15 protein-coding genes, 1 tRNA gene and 2 pseudogenes are annotated in these 15,575 nt (G+C 61.6%); 11 read left to right on the top strand and 7 right to left on the bottom strand.

What is annotated here, in order from left to right:
• From NKI29_RS26175 to NKI29_RS26190, 4 genes and pseudogenes are all read left to right on the top strand, one after another.
• A pseudogene (locus tag NKI29_RS26175) lies at positions 1-253 on the top strand (TadE/TadG family type IV pilus assembly protein); the annotation flags it as partial.
• 174 nt (positions 254-427) lie between these two features.
• On the top strand, positions 428-1,309 hold the full coding sequence (locus tag NKI29_RS26180; RefSeq protein ID WP_352577525.1) for a YihY/virulence factor BrkB family protein: 882 nt from the start codon (positions 428-430) through the stop codon (positions 1,307-1,309).
• 80 nt (positions 1,310-1,389) lie between these two features.
• A pseudogene (locus NKI29_RS26185) lies at positions 1,390-1,530 on the top strand (SDR family oxidoreductase); the annotation flags it as partial.
• A 102-nt stretch (positions 1,531-1,632) separates the two neighbouring features.
• Positions 1,633-2,136, top strand: coding sequence for a DUF2314 domain-containing protein (locus NKI29_RS26190; protein ID WP_352577524.1), 504 nt, complete (start codon positions 1,633-1,635; stop codon positions 2,134-2,136).
• 70 nt (positions 2,137-2,206) lie between these two features.
• On the opposite strand, the gene NKI29_RS26195 is transcribed toward NKI29_RS26190, so the two are convergent.
• From NKI29_RS26195 to NKI29_RS26210, 4 genes are all read right to left on the bottom strand, one after another.
• Entirely contained in the window at positions 2,207-2,968 is a 762-nt protein-coding gene (locus NKI29_RS26195; RefSeq protein ID WP_352797779.1) for a glutamine amidotransferase, read from the bottom strand.
• 86 nt (positions 2,969-3,054) lie between these two features.
• Entirely contained in the window at positions 3,055-4,056 is a 1,002-nt protein-coding gene (locus tag NKI29_RS26200; protein ID WP_023677420.1) for a rhamnose ABC transporter substrate-binding protein, read from the bottom strand.
• Positions 4,057-4,102: 46 nt separating this feature from the next.
• The gene (locus NKI29_RS26205) at positions 4,103-5,092 is read right to left on the bottom strand and encodes an ABC transporter permease (protein ID WP_352571647.1); all 990 of its coding nucleotides are present in this window, start codon (positions 5,090-5,092) and stop codon (positions 4,103-4,105) included.
• Positions 5,089-7,647: an ATP-binding cassette domain-containing protein gene (locus tag NKI29_RS26210; RefSeq protein WP_352624339.1), complete on the bottom strand. Its 2,559-nt coding sequence runs from the start codon at positions 7,645-7,647 to the stop codon at positions 5,089-5,091. The genes NKI29_RS26205 and NKI29_RS26210 overlap by 4 nt, the downstream gene beginning before the upstream one ends.
• Positions 7,648-7,843: 196 nt before the next feature.
• Here NKI29_RS26210 and NKI29_RS26215 point away from each other — a divergent pair, with 196 nt between their 5' ends.
• Together NKI29_RS26215 and NKI29_RS26220 are read left to right on the top strand one after the other, a co-directional pair.
• Positions 7,844-9,127, top strand: coding sequence for an ROK family transcriptional regulator (locus NKI29_RS26215; protein WP_023677417.1), 1,284 nt, complete (start codon positions 7,844-7,846; stop codon positions 9,125-9,127).
• 192 nt (positions 9,128-9,319) lie between these two features.
• Positions 9,320-9,520: a CsbD family protein gene (locus tag NKI29_RS26220; RefSeq protein WP_023677416.1), complete on the top strand. Its 201-nt coding sequence runs from the start codon at positions 9,320-9,322 to the stop codon at positions 9,518-9,520.
• A gap of 353 nt (positions 9,521-9,873) precedes the next feature.
• Here the strand turns inward: NKI29_RS26220 and NKI29_RS26225 are convergent, their stop codons facing one another.
• Positions 9,874-10,473 (bottom strand): hypothetical protein, encoded by a 600-nt coding sequence (locus NKI29_RS26225; protein WP_156937358.1) that lies wholly within the window; start codon positions 10,471-10,473, stop codon positions 9,874-9,876.
• A 364-nt stretch (positions 10,474-10,837) separates the two neighbouring features.
• On the opposite strand from NKI29_RS26225, the gene NKI29_RS26230 reads away from it, so the two are divergent.
• A complete protein-coding gene (locus NKI29_RS26230) occupies positions 10,838-11,095 on the top strand; it encodes a hypothetical protein (RefSeq protein ID WP_031211977.1) in 258 nt (85 codons plus the stop codon).
• A gap of 84 nt (positions 11,096-11,179) precedes the next feature.
• Positions 11,180-11,773, top strand: coding sequence for an SOS response-associated peptidase (locus NKI29_RS26235; protein WP_023677412.1), 594 nt, complete (start codon positions 11,180-11,182; stop codon positions 11,771-11,773).
• A 97-nt stretch (positions 11,774-11,870) separates the two neighbouring features.
• Here the strand turns inward: NKI29_RS26235 and NKI29_RS26240 are convergent, their stop codons facing one another.
• Positions 11,871-12,422 carry a group I truncated hemoglobin gene (locus NKI29_RS26240; RefSeq protein WP_031211976.1) on the bottom strand — a complete coding sequence of 184 codons (552 nt, stop codon included), beginning with the start codon at positions 12,420-12,422 and terminating at the stop codon, positions 11,871-11,873.
• Between the two features lie 804 nt (positions 12,423-13,226).
• Between NKI29_RS26240 and NKI29_RS26245 the strand changes: the two genes are divergently transcribed.
• Complete coding sequence (locus tag NKI29_RS26245; protein ID WP_352797781.1) at positions 13,227-13,658, top strand: hypothetical protein; 432 nt, start codon at positions 13,227-13,229, stop codon at positions 13,656-13,658.
• On the opposite strand, the gene NKI29_RS26250 is transcribed toward NKI29_RS26245, so the two are convergent.
• Positions 13,637-13,711: transfer RNA gene (locus NKI29_RS26250), tRNA-Thr, on the bottom strand. The two genes, NKI29_RS26245 and NKI29_RS26250, sit on opposite strands and share 22 nt — an antisense overlap.
• A 159-nt stretch (positions 13,712-13,870) precedes the next feature.
• Here NKI29_RS26250 and NKI29_RS26255 point away from each other — a divergent pair.
• Positions 13,871-14,083 carry a hypothetical protein gene (locus NKI29_RS26255; protein WP_352634710.1) on the top strand — a complete coding sequence of 71 codons (213 nt, stop codon included), beginning with the start codon at positions 13,871-13,873 and terminating at the stop codon, positions 14,081-14,083.
• A 157-nt stretch (positions 14,084-14,240) separates the two neighbouring features.
• Entirely contained in the window at positions 14,241-15,533 is a 1,293-nt protein-coding gene (murA, locus tag NKI29_RS26260; RefSeq protein WP_352634713.1) for a UDP-N-acetylglucosamine 1-carboxyvinyltransferase, read from the top strand.
• Positions 15,534-15,575: the final 42 nt, after the last annotated feature.

The raw sequence follows: 15,575 nt of genomic DNA on the forward strand, positions 1-15,575 counted from the left end.
GGAAACGTCGTCACGTGCGCTGCAAATGAAGAACTCGCTGACGCAGGCCCAGATCCAAGCCATTGCCACGGAAAAATTACTGGATTTGGGATTGAAAGACGTCGACGTAACAATAGCAATCGACGCCCCCAGCGGCGGCTTTCGCATGGCACATCTGACCGCCCAATATGCGTTCGTGATCGAGTTCCCGTATTTCAACCGATATCCGATAAATTATCAGACAACTGTCACAGTTCCCCTGATTGCATCGTGAGCACGTCCCCGGCCAGTCGAGCGGCACCTTTCGCAGGGTGTTCGCTGCACGCCGCCTTTATAGGCGATCGCCTTGTACAGCGTGCCGTTGCCGGCTTTGTTCCGGCCGAGCCCCCACCCCTCGCCCAGCGCTGCGCCGCCGCTACTTGTTTGTTGACAGGCATGCGAGGCCTACATGTGGAATTTGGCAGCAGAGGGCTGGAGACTCCTCAAGCAGAGCGTCATCGGCTTCATCGACGACAATGCGCTGAGCCATGGGGCGGCGATAGCGTTTTATGCCACGACCTCGCTTGCGCCGATCCTGCTCATCGTTGTCGCTATTGCCGGCATGGCCTTCGGGCACGAGGCGGCGCAACTCGCCCTTTCGGCACAGATCGCTGGCCTGATGGGGCCGCAAAGTGCCGAGCTGCTGCGAGCTACGATCGAAAACGCCTCGCAGAAGGAAGCCGGAACCCTCGCCAGCATTCTGGGGCTGGTCACGCTGTTCGTCGCCGCATCCGGCGTGTTCGGCGAGATGCAGCTGGGGTTGAACGAAATCTGGAAAGTCAAACCGAGCGGGGCAACGATTTCACGAATGGTTCGGGCACGCATTGCAAGCCTGGGCCTGGTCGCCGCCCTCGGTTTTCTGCTTCTGGTGTCGCTGGTCGTAAGCGCTGCAATTTCGGGGCTCGGAGAAGTCATCAACGCCTACCTGCCGTTCGGCACCATCATCCTGAGTGCCATCAACGGGATCGTCTCGTTTGCCCTGATCACGCTGCTGTTTGCCGCAATCTACAAGGTGCTGCCGGACCGCAGCCTGCAATGGCGCGATGTCGGCATCGGCGCCGTGGTCACCGGGTTTCTGTTCACCATCGGCAAGTCGCTGATTGGCTGGTATATCGGAACCAGCGCCATCTCATCGTCATACGGCGCGGCCGGCGCCCTGCTCGTCGTGCTGTTATGGGTCTATTATTCGGCCGAGATATTTCTGCTGGGCGCCGAATTCACGCGAGCCTATTCGGTCCGACACGGCAGCCGGTCCGATTTGAAGAACAAGGTGGAATCGCATGACAAATGAGATCACGCCGAAATTCGATCTCGCCGGCAAGGTAGTACTGGTCACCGGGGCCTCGCGCGGCCGCGCCTGCGCACTCGCCTGCATGTGCTGGCCACATTCCGCTCGGCCGCATCGGCGACCCGATCGACGTCGCGGGCACCGTGGTGTTCCTCGCCTCGCCGGCGGCGTCACTGATCACTGGCGCGAATATATTGGTGGATGGCGGTTGGTCGGTAGCGTGATAGGGCTCTTTGGCTGGTAGTGCGACACCGCTTCGCGAGCGCCGTCTCCCCACACCAGGAAGAAGCGCGCGGACTTCGCAAGGTTAGTCCAAGAGGTCTTTTATGAGCGAAAAATCTCAATCGAACGGTGAATTCGACGAACCGCGGAATGAGCCACTCTTCGCGGCTATCTCGCAGACAGACCCCGCCTTCCTAGCAGCTTACGATCGCGCGCTTGCGAGTGTGCCGACATTTGTCGAACATATCGAGGGAAATGCAGATGCCTTCTGTTCCGCGAAGCTTCGGTTTCGCGATCCCGACGAGTCCGTACGTCTTCGGGAGGACCACTTTGTTTTCCTTTGGCTTGCCGCTGTGCATTATCATGCTGAGGAGCGGCTATTTTCAGGTGCGTTTTTCGAGGTGCCACCCGAGCTTCAGAAATGGCATCAAGTCGGACAGCGACTTTCGTTTGAAGGCGATGATATTTTCGATTGGATGGTTCTCGACGCGGGGCACTTGCAGGGGGGATTCACATTACGTGTAACCCGAGACAAGCTTCCTGAGAAAGATCGTGGCTCATACGATCGATACATCGGGGTTTCGGTTTATCAGCCACTGCCGTCCTGATTCAACGCATGCTTGATAGCCTGGTCTTTCGTTGGAGGATTGGGCAGCCGCACTGGTCAAACCAGCTTTCTCATCCATCGCCGGCGAGCCAACCGACCATGTTCGCCATCAGTCTTCCGTAGAACGGCCATCCGAGGAAATCCTGCGAGAGCCAATGCGGGCCGATATCGGTTGCCCAGGCAATCGTGCGGCCGCGGCCATGGCTACCGACGGCAAGGAGCGGCCAGTCGGTGCCGCGATGGTGGCAGGTCGCCAGAAGCCGGGACGAACCGTCGCGCCTGAATTCCAGCTTGTTCATGCCGAGAATCGGCGGCAAAGGCCCCTCCACCCCGGAAAAAATCGGATGTGACGACTGCAGGATGGAGGCCTGCACGCCTTGCGGCACCTCCATGCCGTCGCAGTAGGGTAGGCAACGGACCGGCAGAACGTCCTCGACCGGGGTGTCGTGGAAACGCGCCGTCCCGAACATGCCCTGAAAGCCCATGTAACCGCCGGCCAGCATCAGCCCGCCGCCACCTTCGACATAGGCCTTGAGCACATCGAGGCGGTTGACGCCGACACGCCCGGCGCGGGCATCCGGCGTCACCAGCAATGTCAGGGCGCCGACGTCGGAGATCACCACCGCCTGATATTGGGCGAGCCCATCGAGGTCATAGGGAAACGCCGCGCTGCAACGCTCGTCGCCGATCTGCGTGACCGCGATGCCTTCAGTGGCCAGCGCGGCATTGAAGGCCGTCGCACCATTTGTCGAGGCCGCACTTGTAAGCACGTCGCTGCCGATGGCAACCGAGGTCGTCGCTGCAAAGGTTTCGCCTGCAAGCAATATCTTCATTGCCGCCCCGCACTGTTTTCATTCGAGAGGTTTTTAGGAAGGGCGCCGGATGGACCGGCGCCCCCTAGAACTCAAGCTCTATAGGATCAGAATTTGAACTCGGCCAGATTTTCGGGAGTCACGATCTTGGCCGGACCAAGGATCAGTTCGCCGCCGGCGCCAATCGTGTATTCGCCGAGCCTGCCTGCCGTGAACTTCTCACCCTCCTTGCCGGTGATCTTGCATTGCGCAAACGCCTGGGCCGTCTGATAAGTAAGATAGCCAAGATCGGTGACGTTCCACCAGATATCCTGAGCCGCTTCGTCCTTGATGTATTTCGAGATCAGAGTGGCCGGCGCGAGCCCGGTCAGCTTGACCTTGCCGATCATGCCCGCTTCCTCGAGTGCACGCGCGGCCGCCGGAAGGCCGATGCCTGCCGGGACGATGATCACCTTGAGATCGGGAAACGCCTGCACCAGCGCCAATGCCTGCTGCTGGTTGATCTGTTCGCTTTCTTCGCCATAGGCCACCTGCACCAGCTTCATTTTGGAGAACTTCGGCTCGGCCGCCATCTTCGCCTTCATGAAGTCGATCCAGGCATTCTGGTTGGTCGCCGTCGGCGTCGACGACAGGATCGCGAATTCGCCTTCACCGCCGCTGAGGGCGAATGCACTTTCGAGCATCATCTCGGCGAGACTGTCGCCCTTCACCTGATTGACGAACACCGCACGCGCATCGGCGGCCACATCGGAGTCATACGAAATCACTCTGACGCCCTGCTGAACGGCGCGCTTCAGCGCAGGCGCGACGGCATTGGCGTCGTTGCCGGCAATTGCGATGACTCCGACCTTCTGCGACACGAGGCTGTTGATGAATTCGATCTGCGCCTCGGCGGTCGCCTGCGATGGGGCGACCTGGGTAGCGGTGCCGCCAATTTCCTTGGCTGCCTCTTGTGCGCCTCCAAAGGCCACTTTGAAGTAGGGATCCGTGTCGAGCTTGGGCAGGAAACCGACCGTTACGGGTTCCTTGGCGCACTCCTGGCTGAAGGCCAGCGAGCTTGGCGCAAGCAGAACCGCGGATGCGAGCAGGGCTAATCTAAACGCTTTCATTGTGACTCCTCCGTCAAAATTCGGGCTTGAAGGAAGGGGCCCGAGATCACCCCTTTGTCTCGCGCATTGCGCGGGATCTGCTGAGCATCTCCTGTGTGGAGCGCCAGTAATTGCCGACCAGCAGCGAGCCGATCAGAAGCAGGCCGATGATCATGCCCTGCGCGTCGCCACCGATCTGGTTCAGCGCCAGCACGTTGCGGATGATGGCGATCAGGACCAGTGCCAGCATGACGCCGGTCAGGCGGCCCTTGCCGCCAAAGACGCTGACGCCGCCGAGCAGCACGATGGTGATGACGTCGAGCTCCATGCCGAGCGCATTGTTGGCGCGGGCGTTGGAAAGGCGCGCGGTATAGACGATGCCGGCTATCGCCGCGACGACGCCCGAGACGACGAACAGGTTCAGCACCATCCGGCGCGTGTTTATGCCGGAATAGCGCGCCACTTCGGGGCTGCCGCCGAGCGCGTAGATGCGCTTGCCGGTCGGCGTCTTCTGCAGCACGACCGCAAACACCGGCGCCAGCACCAGGAAGGGCACGATGGTCCACGGTATCTCGGTGCCAGGCAGGTTGTTGATGCCGAAATCGACGACCGCGGGCGGCAGGATGTTGACCGAGCCGGTGCCGAGCAGGATGTAGCCAATGCCTCGATAGAGCGCCATGGTGCCGAGCGTCACAACCAACGACTGCAGTCCAAGGCCCGAGACCAGATAGCCGTTGAAGGCGCCGAGCAGGCCGCCGATGACGAGCGTCAGCGGGATTGCGGCAAATGTCGGCACACCGGCCTGGACCAGCAAGCCAAAGACGACGGACGTCAGCGCCAGCACCGAGGCGATCGACAGGTCGATCTCGCGGGTGATGATGAGCAGCGTCATCGGCAGGATCAGCAATGCCTTTTCCGAGGCGCTGGCGGCCAGTTGCGAGAGATTGAAGCCGGAAACGAAATTCGGCACGAAGATCGCGGCATAGAGGAAGATGGCCACGCAAGAGGTCGCCAGCAGCAGATCCCAGAAGTCGATCGAACGGAGGAACTTTTTCACCGCGCCCTCGCCTGTCTTGCCTGCTCGGCCCGCCGCACGATGAAGGTGTCGATGCCGATGGCGACCAGGATCACGAGGCCGTAGACGCCCTGCAGCCACAGCGGGTCGACGCGCACCAGCGTCAGCCCGTTCTTGATGACGAGCAGCGTGAGCGCGCCGAGGATGATACCGAGCAGCGTGCCCGAACCACCGCGGATGGCGACGCCGCCGACCACCGCCGACGCGATCACGGTGAGTTCGAAACCGAGCGCGACGCGTGCATCGATGGTCGCATAGCGCGATGCCCACAGCGCGCCGCACAGGCCGCCGAGCAGGCCGGCCATGCCAAAGGCCAACAGAATGCGGCGGTCGACGGGGATGCCGATAAGACGCGCGCCGTCGGGATTGGAGCCGGCGGCGAACAGTTCGCGCCCGATGGCCGTGCGATAGAGCAGCACATAACCCAGGCACAGGATGACGATCGCGATGACGACGATCAGCGGCACGCCGGCGATCTTCAGGCCGGTCATGTCGAGCCAGGCTTGCGTGACTTCGTCGGCGCTGATCTGGTCACCGGCTGCCCAGATCGAGTTGAAGCCGCGGAAGATCGACATCGAGGCCAGCGTGACGACGATCGCCGGGATCTTTCCCCTGGTGACGACGAGGCCGTTGATCAGGCCGGCGACGCCACCGACGGCGCATGCGGTTATCAGGCCAATGCCGATGTCGAGCCCTGGATAGGCCTGGACCATGCTGGCCGCCATGTAAGCCGACAGGCCGATCACCGCAGCGATCGAAAGGTCGATGTTGCGGGTGATCAGCACCAGCATCTGCGCGAGTGCTGCAACGACGAGCAAGGCGGCATCCATCGACACGGCGGTCAGGTTTGCGGCGCTCACCATGCGCGGGTTGATGACGGTGACCGGGATGGCGACCGCCAGCATCGCGGCGAGCAGACCGAACTCCCGCCGCTTCAGTATGTCGAGCGGTCCTCTTCTCTTCTCCTCGCCGGTGGCCTGTGCCGCCGCATCGGCGCTTTCGCCGGCCTTGGTCGCTGCTTCCAGCACCTTTTCCTGAGTGGCTTCGCCCCTGGCAAATTCGGCCGTCCGATGGCCTTCGCGCAGGACGATGATGCGGTCGCACATGCCGATGAGCTCGGGCATTTCGGAGGAGATCAGGATGATTGCCATGCCCTGGGCGGCAAGGTCGGCGATCATCGCATGCACTTCCGCCTTGGTGCCGACGTCGATGCCTTGCGTCGGCTCGTCGAGGATGAGGACGCGCGGTTCGCTGCGCAGCCATTTGGCCAACACTACCTTCTGCTGGTTGCCGCCGGACAGTTCCTTTACCGGCTGCGCATAGCCGGAAAAGCGAAGCTTCATGCGCTTCAGCCAGTCCGAAACCAGATTGATCGCGCGGTTCGTGCCGTAGAAGCAGGAGCGGGCTGCCTTGTCGAGGACTGGCAGCACCGCGTTGTCGAGGATGGAAAAATCCATGACCAGGCTCTGGCCCATGCGGTCTTCAGAGACATAGGCGATACGCGCATCCATGGCGTCGCGTGCCGACGCGAAGCGCACAGCTTCGCCGTCGATCAGGATTTCGCCGGCATCGGGCTGGTCGATTCCGAACAGCACGCGGGCGATCTCGGTCCGCCCGCTGCCGACCAGGCCGCCGAGCCCGAGCACCTCGCCGGCATGGAGCTTGAGGTCGATAGTGGAAAAGCCACCGGCGTGCGAAAGCCCCCTCGCCTCCAGCACCAGTGCGCCGGTGGCGTGGCTTCGTTGCGGATAGAGGTCGGTGACCTCGCGGCCGACCATCATGCCGATGGCGGCGGCGCGGCCAAGCTCGGCCCTCGGCTTGACACCGATGAGACGCCCGTCGCGCAGCACGGCGATGCGGTCGGCGATGCGGAAGATCTCGTCCATGCGGTGGCCGACGAACATCATCGCCACGCCGTGCAGCCGCAGGTCGGCGACGACGGTGAACAGCCGCTCGACCTCGCGCTGCGACAGGGCGGCCGTCGGCTCGTCCATGATCAGCACCCGCGCGTCGAGCGACAGGGCGCGGGCGATCTCGACCAGTTGCTGTTCGGAGGTGCGCAACGTTCCGAGCCGGGTTTCGGCCGGCACGTCGAGGCCGGCTGTCGCCAGCACCCTGCGCGCGCCGGCAAGCATGGCGGCGTTGTCGATGCCGCCGAAGCGGTCGCGCGGCATATGGCCGAGATAGATGTTCTCCGCCACCGAAAGATCAGGGAAAAGACCGGGGTGCTGGTGCATGACCGAGATGCCGGCAGCCTGGGCGTCGTGCGGCGAATGGAAGACCACAGGCTTGCCATCGACTTCGACATGGCCGCCGGTCGGGAGATACACGCCGGCCAGCAGCTTTACGCAGGTGCTCTTGCCGGCGCCGTTTTCGCCAAGCAGAGCCAGCACCTCGCCTGAGCGCAATTCGAAGGACGCGTCCTTGAGGGCAATCGTGCCGCCGAAGGCTTTTGTCGCCTGAACCAGGGCAACGGGGACAGCCGCGTCGCTCTTCACCATGGCGTCGGCTTCGCCTAATGCGCCCAAGTGCAGCACCTTTCCTCCCTGGTCCTGTTTTTTCAATTTGCGATATTAAATGGCCGAATGCCGCAACTGGAAAATTGACTTCCATGGCCGCGAAGGGCACTGTCGCGTCGCGCACGGGTGCGATTGGAGTGCTCGACCCCGCGGCAGCCTCAAAGCTGCAAGCGGCTGGAGTGGCTCTGCGGGAATGAATGGGGAGGCGCCGGTTTTGTCCGGAAAAGGCAGCAATTCGGTCAAGGTTCGGCATTATAACGAGCGCTTCGTGCTTGATGCCATTCGCCGCCTGAAGGAGGCATCCAAGTCCGATCTGGCGCGCGCCGCAAATCTGACGCCGGCCGCGGTCGCCACCATTGTCGACGGGCTGGAATCGTCCGGATTCGTAAAGCAAGTGGGGAAAAGGTTCGGGCAACGCGGATCGCCATCCACTCTCTACCGACTTGCACCTGAGCGTATCTACAGCGTCGGCATCAAGATCGGCCGGCGCGCGCTGGAAGCCGTGCTCGTCGACTTTGCCGGCGAGGTCCGCTCGCGCGAGTCGCACGAATATCGCTTTCCGGATCCCGACATGGTGCTCAAGGCCGGCAACATGTCGCTGGCCAATTTCGACAAGCTGGTCGAGGGGCTTGGCGATGCCAGCATCGTCGGCGTCGGCATCGCCTCGCCATATTTCCTCGGCGGCTGGAGCGAAGAGCTCGGCTTTCCCGACGATCTCGGCAGCCGCTGGGAAGCAATCGATCTGACGACGTTCTTCGCCACAAAGCCGAAGACCCCGGTCTTCGTGGAAAACGACGCATCATCGGCCGCACTCGCCGAACTCATCCAGGGGACCGGCGCACGGTTCCGCGACTTCATGCATATCTCGATCGACACCTTTGTCGGCGGCGGACTGGTGCAAGGCGGCAAGGTCCATACCGGGCCGCACGGCAACAGCGCCGCGCTCGGTCCTTTGCCGGTCTCGCCTTCAAGCCTCGATTCGGTGGCGGCCAAGCCGGCGCGCTACCAGAGCCTGCTGCATCGCGCTTCGATCTATGTGCTGGTCAATCATCTCAAATCGCGCGGCATCGAGATCAACCGTGTGCGCGAACTCGATCCCTTGCCGCCGGGGGCGCGCGAGCCGCTGTCCGAATGGATCGACGATTGCGCCAATGCGCTGGTCGAGGCGATCATCGCCATCACCTCCGTCATCGACATCGAGGCGATCGTTCTCGACAGCATCCTGCCGCGGCCGATTCATCTCGAGCTGTTGGCAAAGGTGCAGACCCAGTTCAACAGGATCAGCGCCATCGGCATCGTGGCGCCGGAAATCGTGTCGGGACAATTCGGCCCCGAGGCTTCGCCGATCGGCGCGGCGATGCTGCCGTTCTCGGCACTGTTGGCGCCCGACAGCGGCGTGCTCATGATCGGCAAGGACAGAACAATGCTGCCGGGCAGCCTTTCGAGGCTTGCCAGCCAAGGCCAACCAGCAAGAAGCTCAGCGCCTTCAACGGCATAAGATAGTGCCGCGAAAGAGCATCAAGCTCCGGGCATCATCAACATCAGCTCGCAGTCCGGCACGGGCACGACGGGCTTTTTGCGTCGGCACCGGAACTTTTAGCGGCTGCTAATCTTCATTCGTCACCAACATTGAAATGCCGATCGGTCCGCGCTCCGCTTCAGTGCGGGCCCAGGAAGCAAGGAGGAACATATGAACTGGGATCAAATCAAGGGAAAATGGACGCAGTTCAAAGGCAAGGCGAAAGAGCAGTGGGGTGACCTCACCGACGATGATCTTGATCGCATCGAGGGCAACCGAGACCAGCTTTTGGGACGTATCCAGGAGCGATATGGCATCGCCAAGGAAGAGGCAGAGCGCCAGGTAGATGACTGGTCCCGAAGCATCAGCTGAGCCTTGGGCGCAACGCCGTTTGCTGCCCCACCACCGGGGTGAAACTCTGCGTCGCCCGCCGTGCCGACTGGTGCGGTGGGCTCTTTCGACAGCGAGGCGAGCGAGGAACCTTTAGCCATATCTGATGTTCTACTTGCGTGGCGGGCTTCGCCTCGGCGTGCACCCCACCCGGAGGCGAAGGAGTGCAATCATGAACAACATTATCTGGCTGGTCGGCGCGATCGTGATCGTAATCGCCATTTTGAGCTTTTTGGGTCTGCGATAGGCCTTAGCCCTCTCCTCGACCTCTTCGATTCAGCAACGGCTCCCTCTCGGCGTGGCCTCACTGCCCGTTGCATTCAAGCAGGTCAGACTTAGGTCCCAAGCAAGATACTCCAGGATTGGACCGAAGCCCCGGCTGGGAACGTAGCCGGCTGGCTCACGTTGTGGTGAGCTTTGGCGCGACGAAGATGCGTCCGGGCGGAAGAGTTCAAGCCAGGGAGGAGAGGCCCGACGCTCCGAACGGGCGGCGGGCCTGGGCGTAAATGCAAACGATCAGCAGGCTGTTCAATTCCCATGCCCAGGCAGCACGTGCCGTTGCCAGGCTTCAGGCTGCCGGGATTCGTCGCCGGCAAATCAGCGTGGTCGGATCTTACAATGACAATGATGAACCGATCAGCGTTGCTGGATATTACGACGATGAGATGAGCGCTCTCTGGCGGGGTGCGGTTGCTGGTGCCGCACTTGGCGCCACGGCTGGTCTGTTGGCCGGTTTCAGCGCTTTTGGAGTTCAAGGCGTTGATCCTGCGGGGATGACCGGCATGGCCCTGGTCGGTGCGGCGTGGGGCGGCTTTGCCGGCGTGCTTCTCGGAACTTTCGCCAATTTCGCCCAGAAGCCGCGCAAGCCGAAGATCGCAGAAGGTGTCGTACTGGTGATGGCTCGCGTCGATGAAAGGCAGGCCGGCGCCGCGCATACGGTGCTCCGGAGTTTCGCGGAGATGCCTTCCGGGCCGATGAAGAGGAGCGCTTTGCCAAATTCAAGCCGGCTCCGCGTCCGATCTGGTGCCCGATGAAGTTTGTTTCGCGAAACGGGAATTCAAACCGGAGGCGCCCGACGAAAGCTTGGCAAACCAACACTTTGGAAGCATGCGGGCTACTTGCCGTCGTGTTGTCCTTTATTCTTACCGTTCTGTTGGTTGGTCTCATCCTTGGCTGAACCCATGCCCTTGCCACCGGCGACACTATGCCCGGCAATTGGCGAAGGTTGTGGCCAGTTCGAAGGATTAAACCATTCGTGCTAAGCGTTAATAGCTTGTAGCCATAGGAGAGGACGCCAACGTGGACAAACGGGCTGAAGGAGACGCGGAGAAATTGGCTCGAGGCGAGTTCGAGCTCAGAGCCGAACGATATGGTGTGAACGCCTTTCTTCTCGTTGTCGAACTCGTAAATCTGCTGGAAAAGCGTGGAACGATCAGCAGCGACGACGTCGCGAAAATAGCCGAAGCCGCCGCACTTGCCGTTGCCGCATCCAGCGAACCCGACGTGAACAGCATCAATCTGTTGCAGGCCATCGCTGCCGCACGCCGGCCCAAATAGGCTTATATCAAATCCGCCAGCAATCGGCGCCAACCGATAAACGCTATGTTGAACTGGCCTCAGTCGAGCGTACGGAGCCTTTCCATGTGCAATGACTACGAGCAGCACATCGCCTGGGCCGAATACTGCCGGATGATGGAATCGCTGGCGCTCAAAATCCCCAGCCATCAAACCGAATTGGATCTGCCGCAGGCGGATGACATCCACATCAACGACCCCGCGCCTGTAATGCGCGCCGCTGGCGACGCAATCGAACTGGCGTCGATGACGTTCGGCTTTCCCCCGGCCGGGCCAAAAGGCGGACCTGTATTCAACTTTCGCTCGGAGGGCCGGCAGTTCAGCAACAGCAAGCGCTGTCTCGTTCCGGCGTCGGCATTCTTCGAATTCACGGGAACGAAATATCCAAAAACCAAGCACAGGTTCACGCTGAATGGCCATTCGTTCATGGCGATTGCCGGGCTGTGGCGCGAGGGTGTCGGAAACAAGCCGCCGACGTTCACGATGCTGACGAGCGAGCCAGGGCCGGACGTCGCGCCATATCACAACCGGCAAGTGGTTGTGCTGCGGCCATCGGACTGGGCGGCATGGATCCATCTGACGAAGTCCGAGGCTGAACTCATGCTGCCACTGCCGGAAGGGTCGCTCAGTGTGGAAACAGCTCGGGCAGGTTCGGAGTAGGAACCATCGGATAATTGCGCGCTGAGCTGCGGCCGCGCCGCATAGTCACGGCTTTGCGCGCCATGCTCAGAACGAATGCCCGCGCGATATAAGCGCTTCAGCCCCGCTTGACGTAGCCGGCGGTGACCTCGTCTTTGTGGGCGGCGAAAGCTTCCAGGACTTCGGTTTTCTCAGGCTTCGGAATTTTGAAATGATCCAAGGTCCGCCCGAGTTCGGCTGCGACCTCATCGAATTCGGCGGGGGAAATCTGCAGGTCGCGATGCGCCTCCTCGAGACCGAGCGGCGTCGTGCCGGGCTTGGTGGCGACGAACTTGAAGGGCCCGCCAGAAACGTCGCAGACCCACAGCGTGCGCATGAACTTGAGGCCGGGCAACCTTTCCAGGTTCTTGGTGTGCCATTTGCGCAGCTGCGGATTCTTGGATTTCTTGCCGACGATCGGGTTCTTCACGACGGCGTCGCTGAAGTGATCGATCACCGCTGCGATGGCAAACACGCCGCCCAGCCGCTCATACAGACTTTTCTCAGCTGTGGTTTTCTTGGCCTGGGCGAGCGCGTTGTCGGCAGGCAATACCGCCGTCGATGCCGCGGTCAGCGCCAGCGCTGCGACAACACTTCGTCTTGTCAAAGAGGTCGAAACAGCCGTTTTCATTCCTGGTTCCCTTCGCGGTTAGGCCAGAGCGAGCCGCAGCCTGTCTGGCGGGCTTCATGAGATGACATTCGGACACTTTGCCGTATTTTAGCACCGTCTAACGAACTAACGAGCCGTTCGCCCGAATTAGTCCGATTGGGCGCATTGTCATGGTCAACATGCGTCAAAAGGGGCGAAGGCCGCGCGGATGAGGAAGGCTTAGCAGGCGTCGCTGCACGCGGCAGAGGTCGCGAAGCCACTTCGGCCGCATCTGTGCCCCTGACCTTGGGCATTTTCCTTCTGTGTCGTGTTGTCGGCGGCAATCAGCCCCGGTAGGGGGCGTACAATCGCTTCCCGCGGCTTTGCCGGCTGCTTGCGGCCAATAGCTTGTGCTTTTCGAAGATCGCGAGCTTCTGCGGATAGGTCATCCGCACCTTGGCGTTGCACCCGTCGCATCTGAAGTGCGCGATTGTTCTTAGTGCGGAGCCCTTTCTTACCGCCGGGTGTGAGCAATCCGGACATTCGAATGTGAGCGCGACATCAGATAAGTCTTCGGCCAAACCCATTTCTATCCCCTTCGCAAGCTCGGTGGCTACACTCTGGCGATCATCAATGGGCAATTCAGATGCCAATCCGATTGTGCCAATGCGGGACCAGACCAATTCGCCCCGGAACGCTGGCAAGCTAGTGCGCCTTCTCTGCACCTTTTGAGCGACGAAGAGACCTAACTTCCTCCAGCAGTTCGCGCTCATTGGTAGTCACGTTTCGGAAGATTGCGACAATCATCACCGCCAAGGCTTCGGCATCCAGGCTTAGAGGGTCAATGTGCTCATCTGCGCAAACCTGATCAAACACGCGTTCACAAATAGCCAAATCGTGAGGGCTGAGGCGAGTGCGATTGAAACGCCGGCGCGACATTTGCGAGCCTTCGAGGCCGCTGCCCGTGCAAAAGAAGCGGGTCTTCGCAAGAAACGCGAGTCATTGAGCGATTGTTCCCGGCTGCAAGCTTTGTTAAGCCGCCTGCAGCAGGGCAGACTGGAACGCTTTCCCCGCGCGCATCATGGCGCGTGCGAGCGCCGGGAGGTGCGCGTGCAAGACCACTGTTTCGACGAGCTTGTGCGCGTGGCACTCGGCAGATCGCGGGGCGTCATATTTTTCGGCAACCTCGCCAACCGCGCACAATCATCATCGAGCAGGTCAAAGAGGCCTTGGAAGATGCGCCAGCGAAAACAATCTGGTGCTGCGAGAGAGGATTGAACTCTCGACCTCTCCCTTACCAAGGGAGTGCTCTACCACTGAGCTACCGCAGCCGCCGATGGCGGGGCTTCTGCCATATCGAACCGGCAAGCGCAAGGCCAAGACAAAGACGGGTTGAAAGGCCGCACCGGCGATTGTTCCGGACATGGCCGTGCCACAATGTTGGCTATCCCTTGATAGCAGCTGGCGGGTCGCCGGCCGGAGACGGGACGATGAACGACAAGACGCTTTCACCAAAAAAGGATGACCCACCGAAAAAGCCCGGAACGGGCCGCAAGGACCGGCTGGCCGAGCAGTTGCGCGCCAACCTGCAGAAGCGCAAGGCGCAATCGCGCTCACGAAGGACCGGCGACGCCGACAACCGGCGCGCTGGCGAGGCCGACGAGCGGCCGGACGGGCTGCAGGCGGCGATGAAAAAAGATTAACGCAAATCGGCTATGTTGGTCGCCGGTACTTTGGCCAAGTCGGCGTGGGCCAAAGTGGGGAGTAGCCTGTTTCTTGAACCAAGCCGGCCAATGGTCTAGATGGCCGCAACAGACTCAACCGATTTAAACCGGCCTTGGCGCCGAGGGGACGCTCTTCATGGATCGCATCAGAATTGTCGGCGGCAACAAGCTTGCCGGAAGCATTCCGATCTCGGGCGCGAAAAACGCTGCGCTGCCGCTGATGATCGCCGCGCTTTTGACCGATGACACGCTGACGCTGGAAAACGTGCCGCATCTGGCCGATGTCGAGCAGCTGATCCGCATCCTCGGCAATCACGGCGTCGACTATTCGGTCAATGGCCGCCGCGAAAAGCAGCAGGAAGGCTATTCGCGCACCATCACTTTCTCCGCCCGCAACATCGTCGACACGACGGCGCCTTACGAGCTGGTGTCGAAGATGCGGGCGTCGTTCTGGGTGATCGGGCCGCTGCTGGCCCGCATGGGCGAGGCCAAGGTGTCGCTGCCCGGCGGCTGCGCCATCGGCACGCGCCCTGTCGACCTGTTCCTCGAAGGCCTGCAGGCGCTGGGCGCCGATATCGATGTCGACACCGGCTACGTCATCGCCAAAACCAGGAACGGCCGGCTTGTCGGCAACCGCTACATGTTCCCGAAAATCTCGGTCGGCGCCACCCATGTGCTGATGATGGCGGCCTCGCTGGCCAAGGGCGAGACGGTGCTCGAAAACGCCGCGCGCGAGCCGGAGATCGTCAACCTCGCCGAATGCCTCAACGCCATGGGCGCGAAGATCTCGGGCGCCGGCACGGCGACCATCACCATCGACGGCGTCGAGGCGCTGTCGGGTGCCCGCGTCAGGGTGATCCCCGACCGTATCGAGACCGGCACCTATGCGATGGCGGTGGCGATGACCGGCGGCGACGTCGTGCTGGAAGGCGCCCGGCCCGACCTGTTGCAGACGGCGCTCGACATCATTTCGCAGACCGGCGCCGAGATCACGCAGACCAATTCCGGCATCCGCGTCAGGCGCAACGGCGCCGGCATTTCGCCGGTCGATGTGACGACGGCGCCCTTCCCGGCTTTCCCGACCGATCTGCAGGCGCAGTTCATGGGCCTGATGACGATGGCCAAGGGCAAGTCGCGCATCACCGAGACGATCTTCGAAAACCGCTTCATGCACGTCCAGGAACTCGCCCGGCTAGGCGCCCACATCACGCTGTCCGGCCAGACGGCGATCGTCGACGGCGTAGCGAAGCTGAAGGGCGCGCCAGTCATGGCGACCGATCTTCGAGCCTCGGTGTCGCTGGTCATTGCCGGCCTTGCAGCCGAAGGCGAAACCACGGTCAACCGCGTCTACCATCTCGACCGCGGCTTCGAGCGGCTGGAGGAAAAGCTGTCCGGCTGCGGCGCGGAGATCGAGCGCATTTCGGGCTAGAGCCTTTCCGCAGGGCTTGTGGCGCGGTTGCACCGATCGCCA

The sequence above is a fragment of the Mesorhizobium sp. M0678 genome, from assembly GCF_040320505.1.
Classification (GTDB): Bacteria; Pseudomonadota; Alphaproteobacteria; order Rhizobiales; family Rhizobiaceae; genus Mesorhizobium.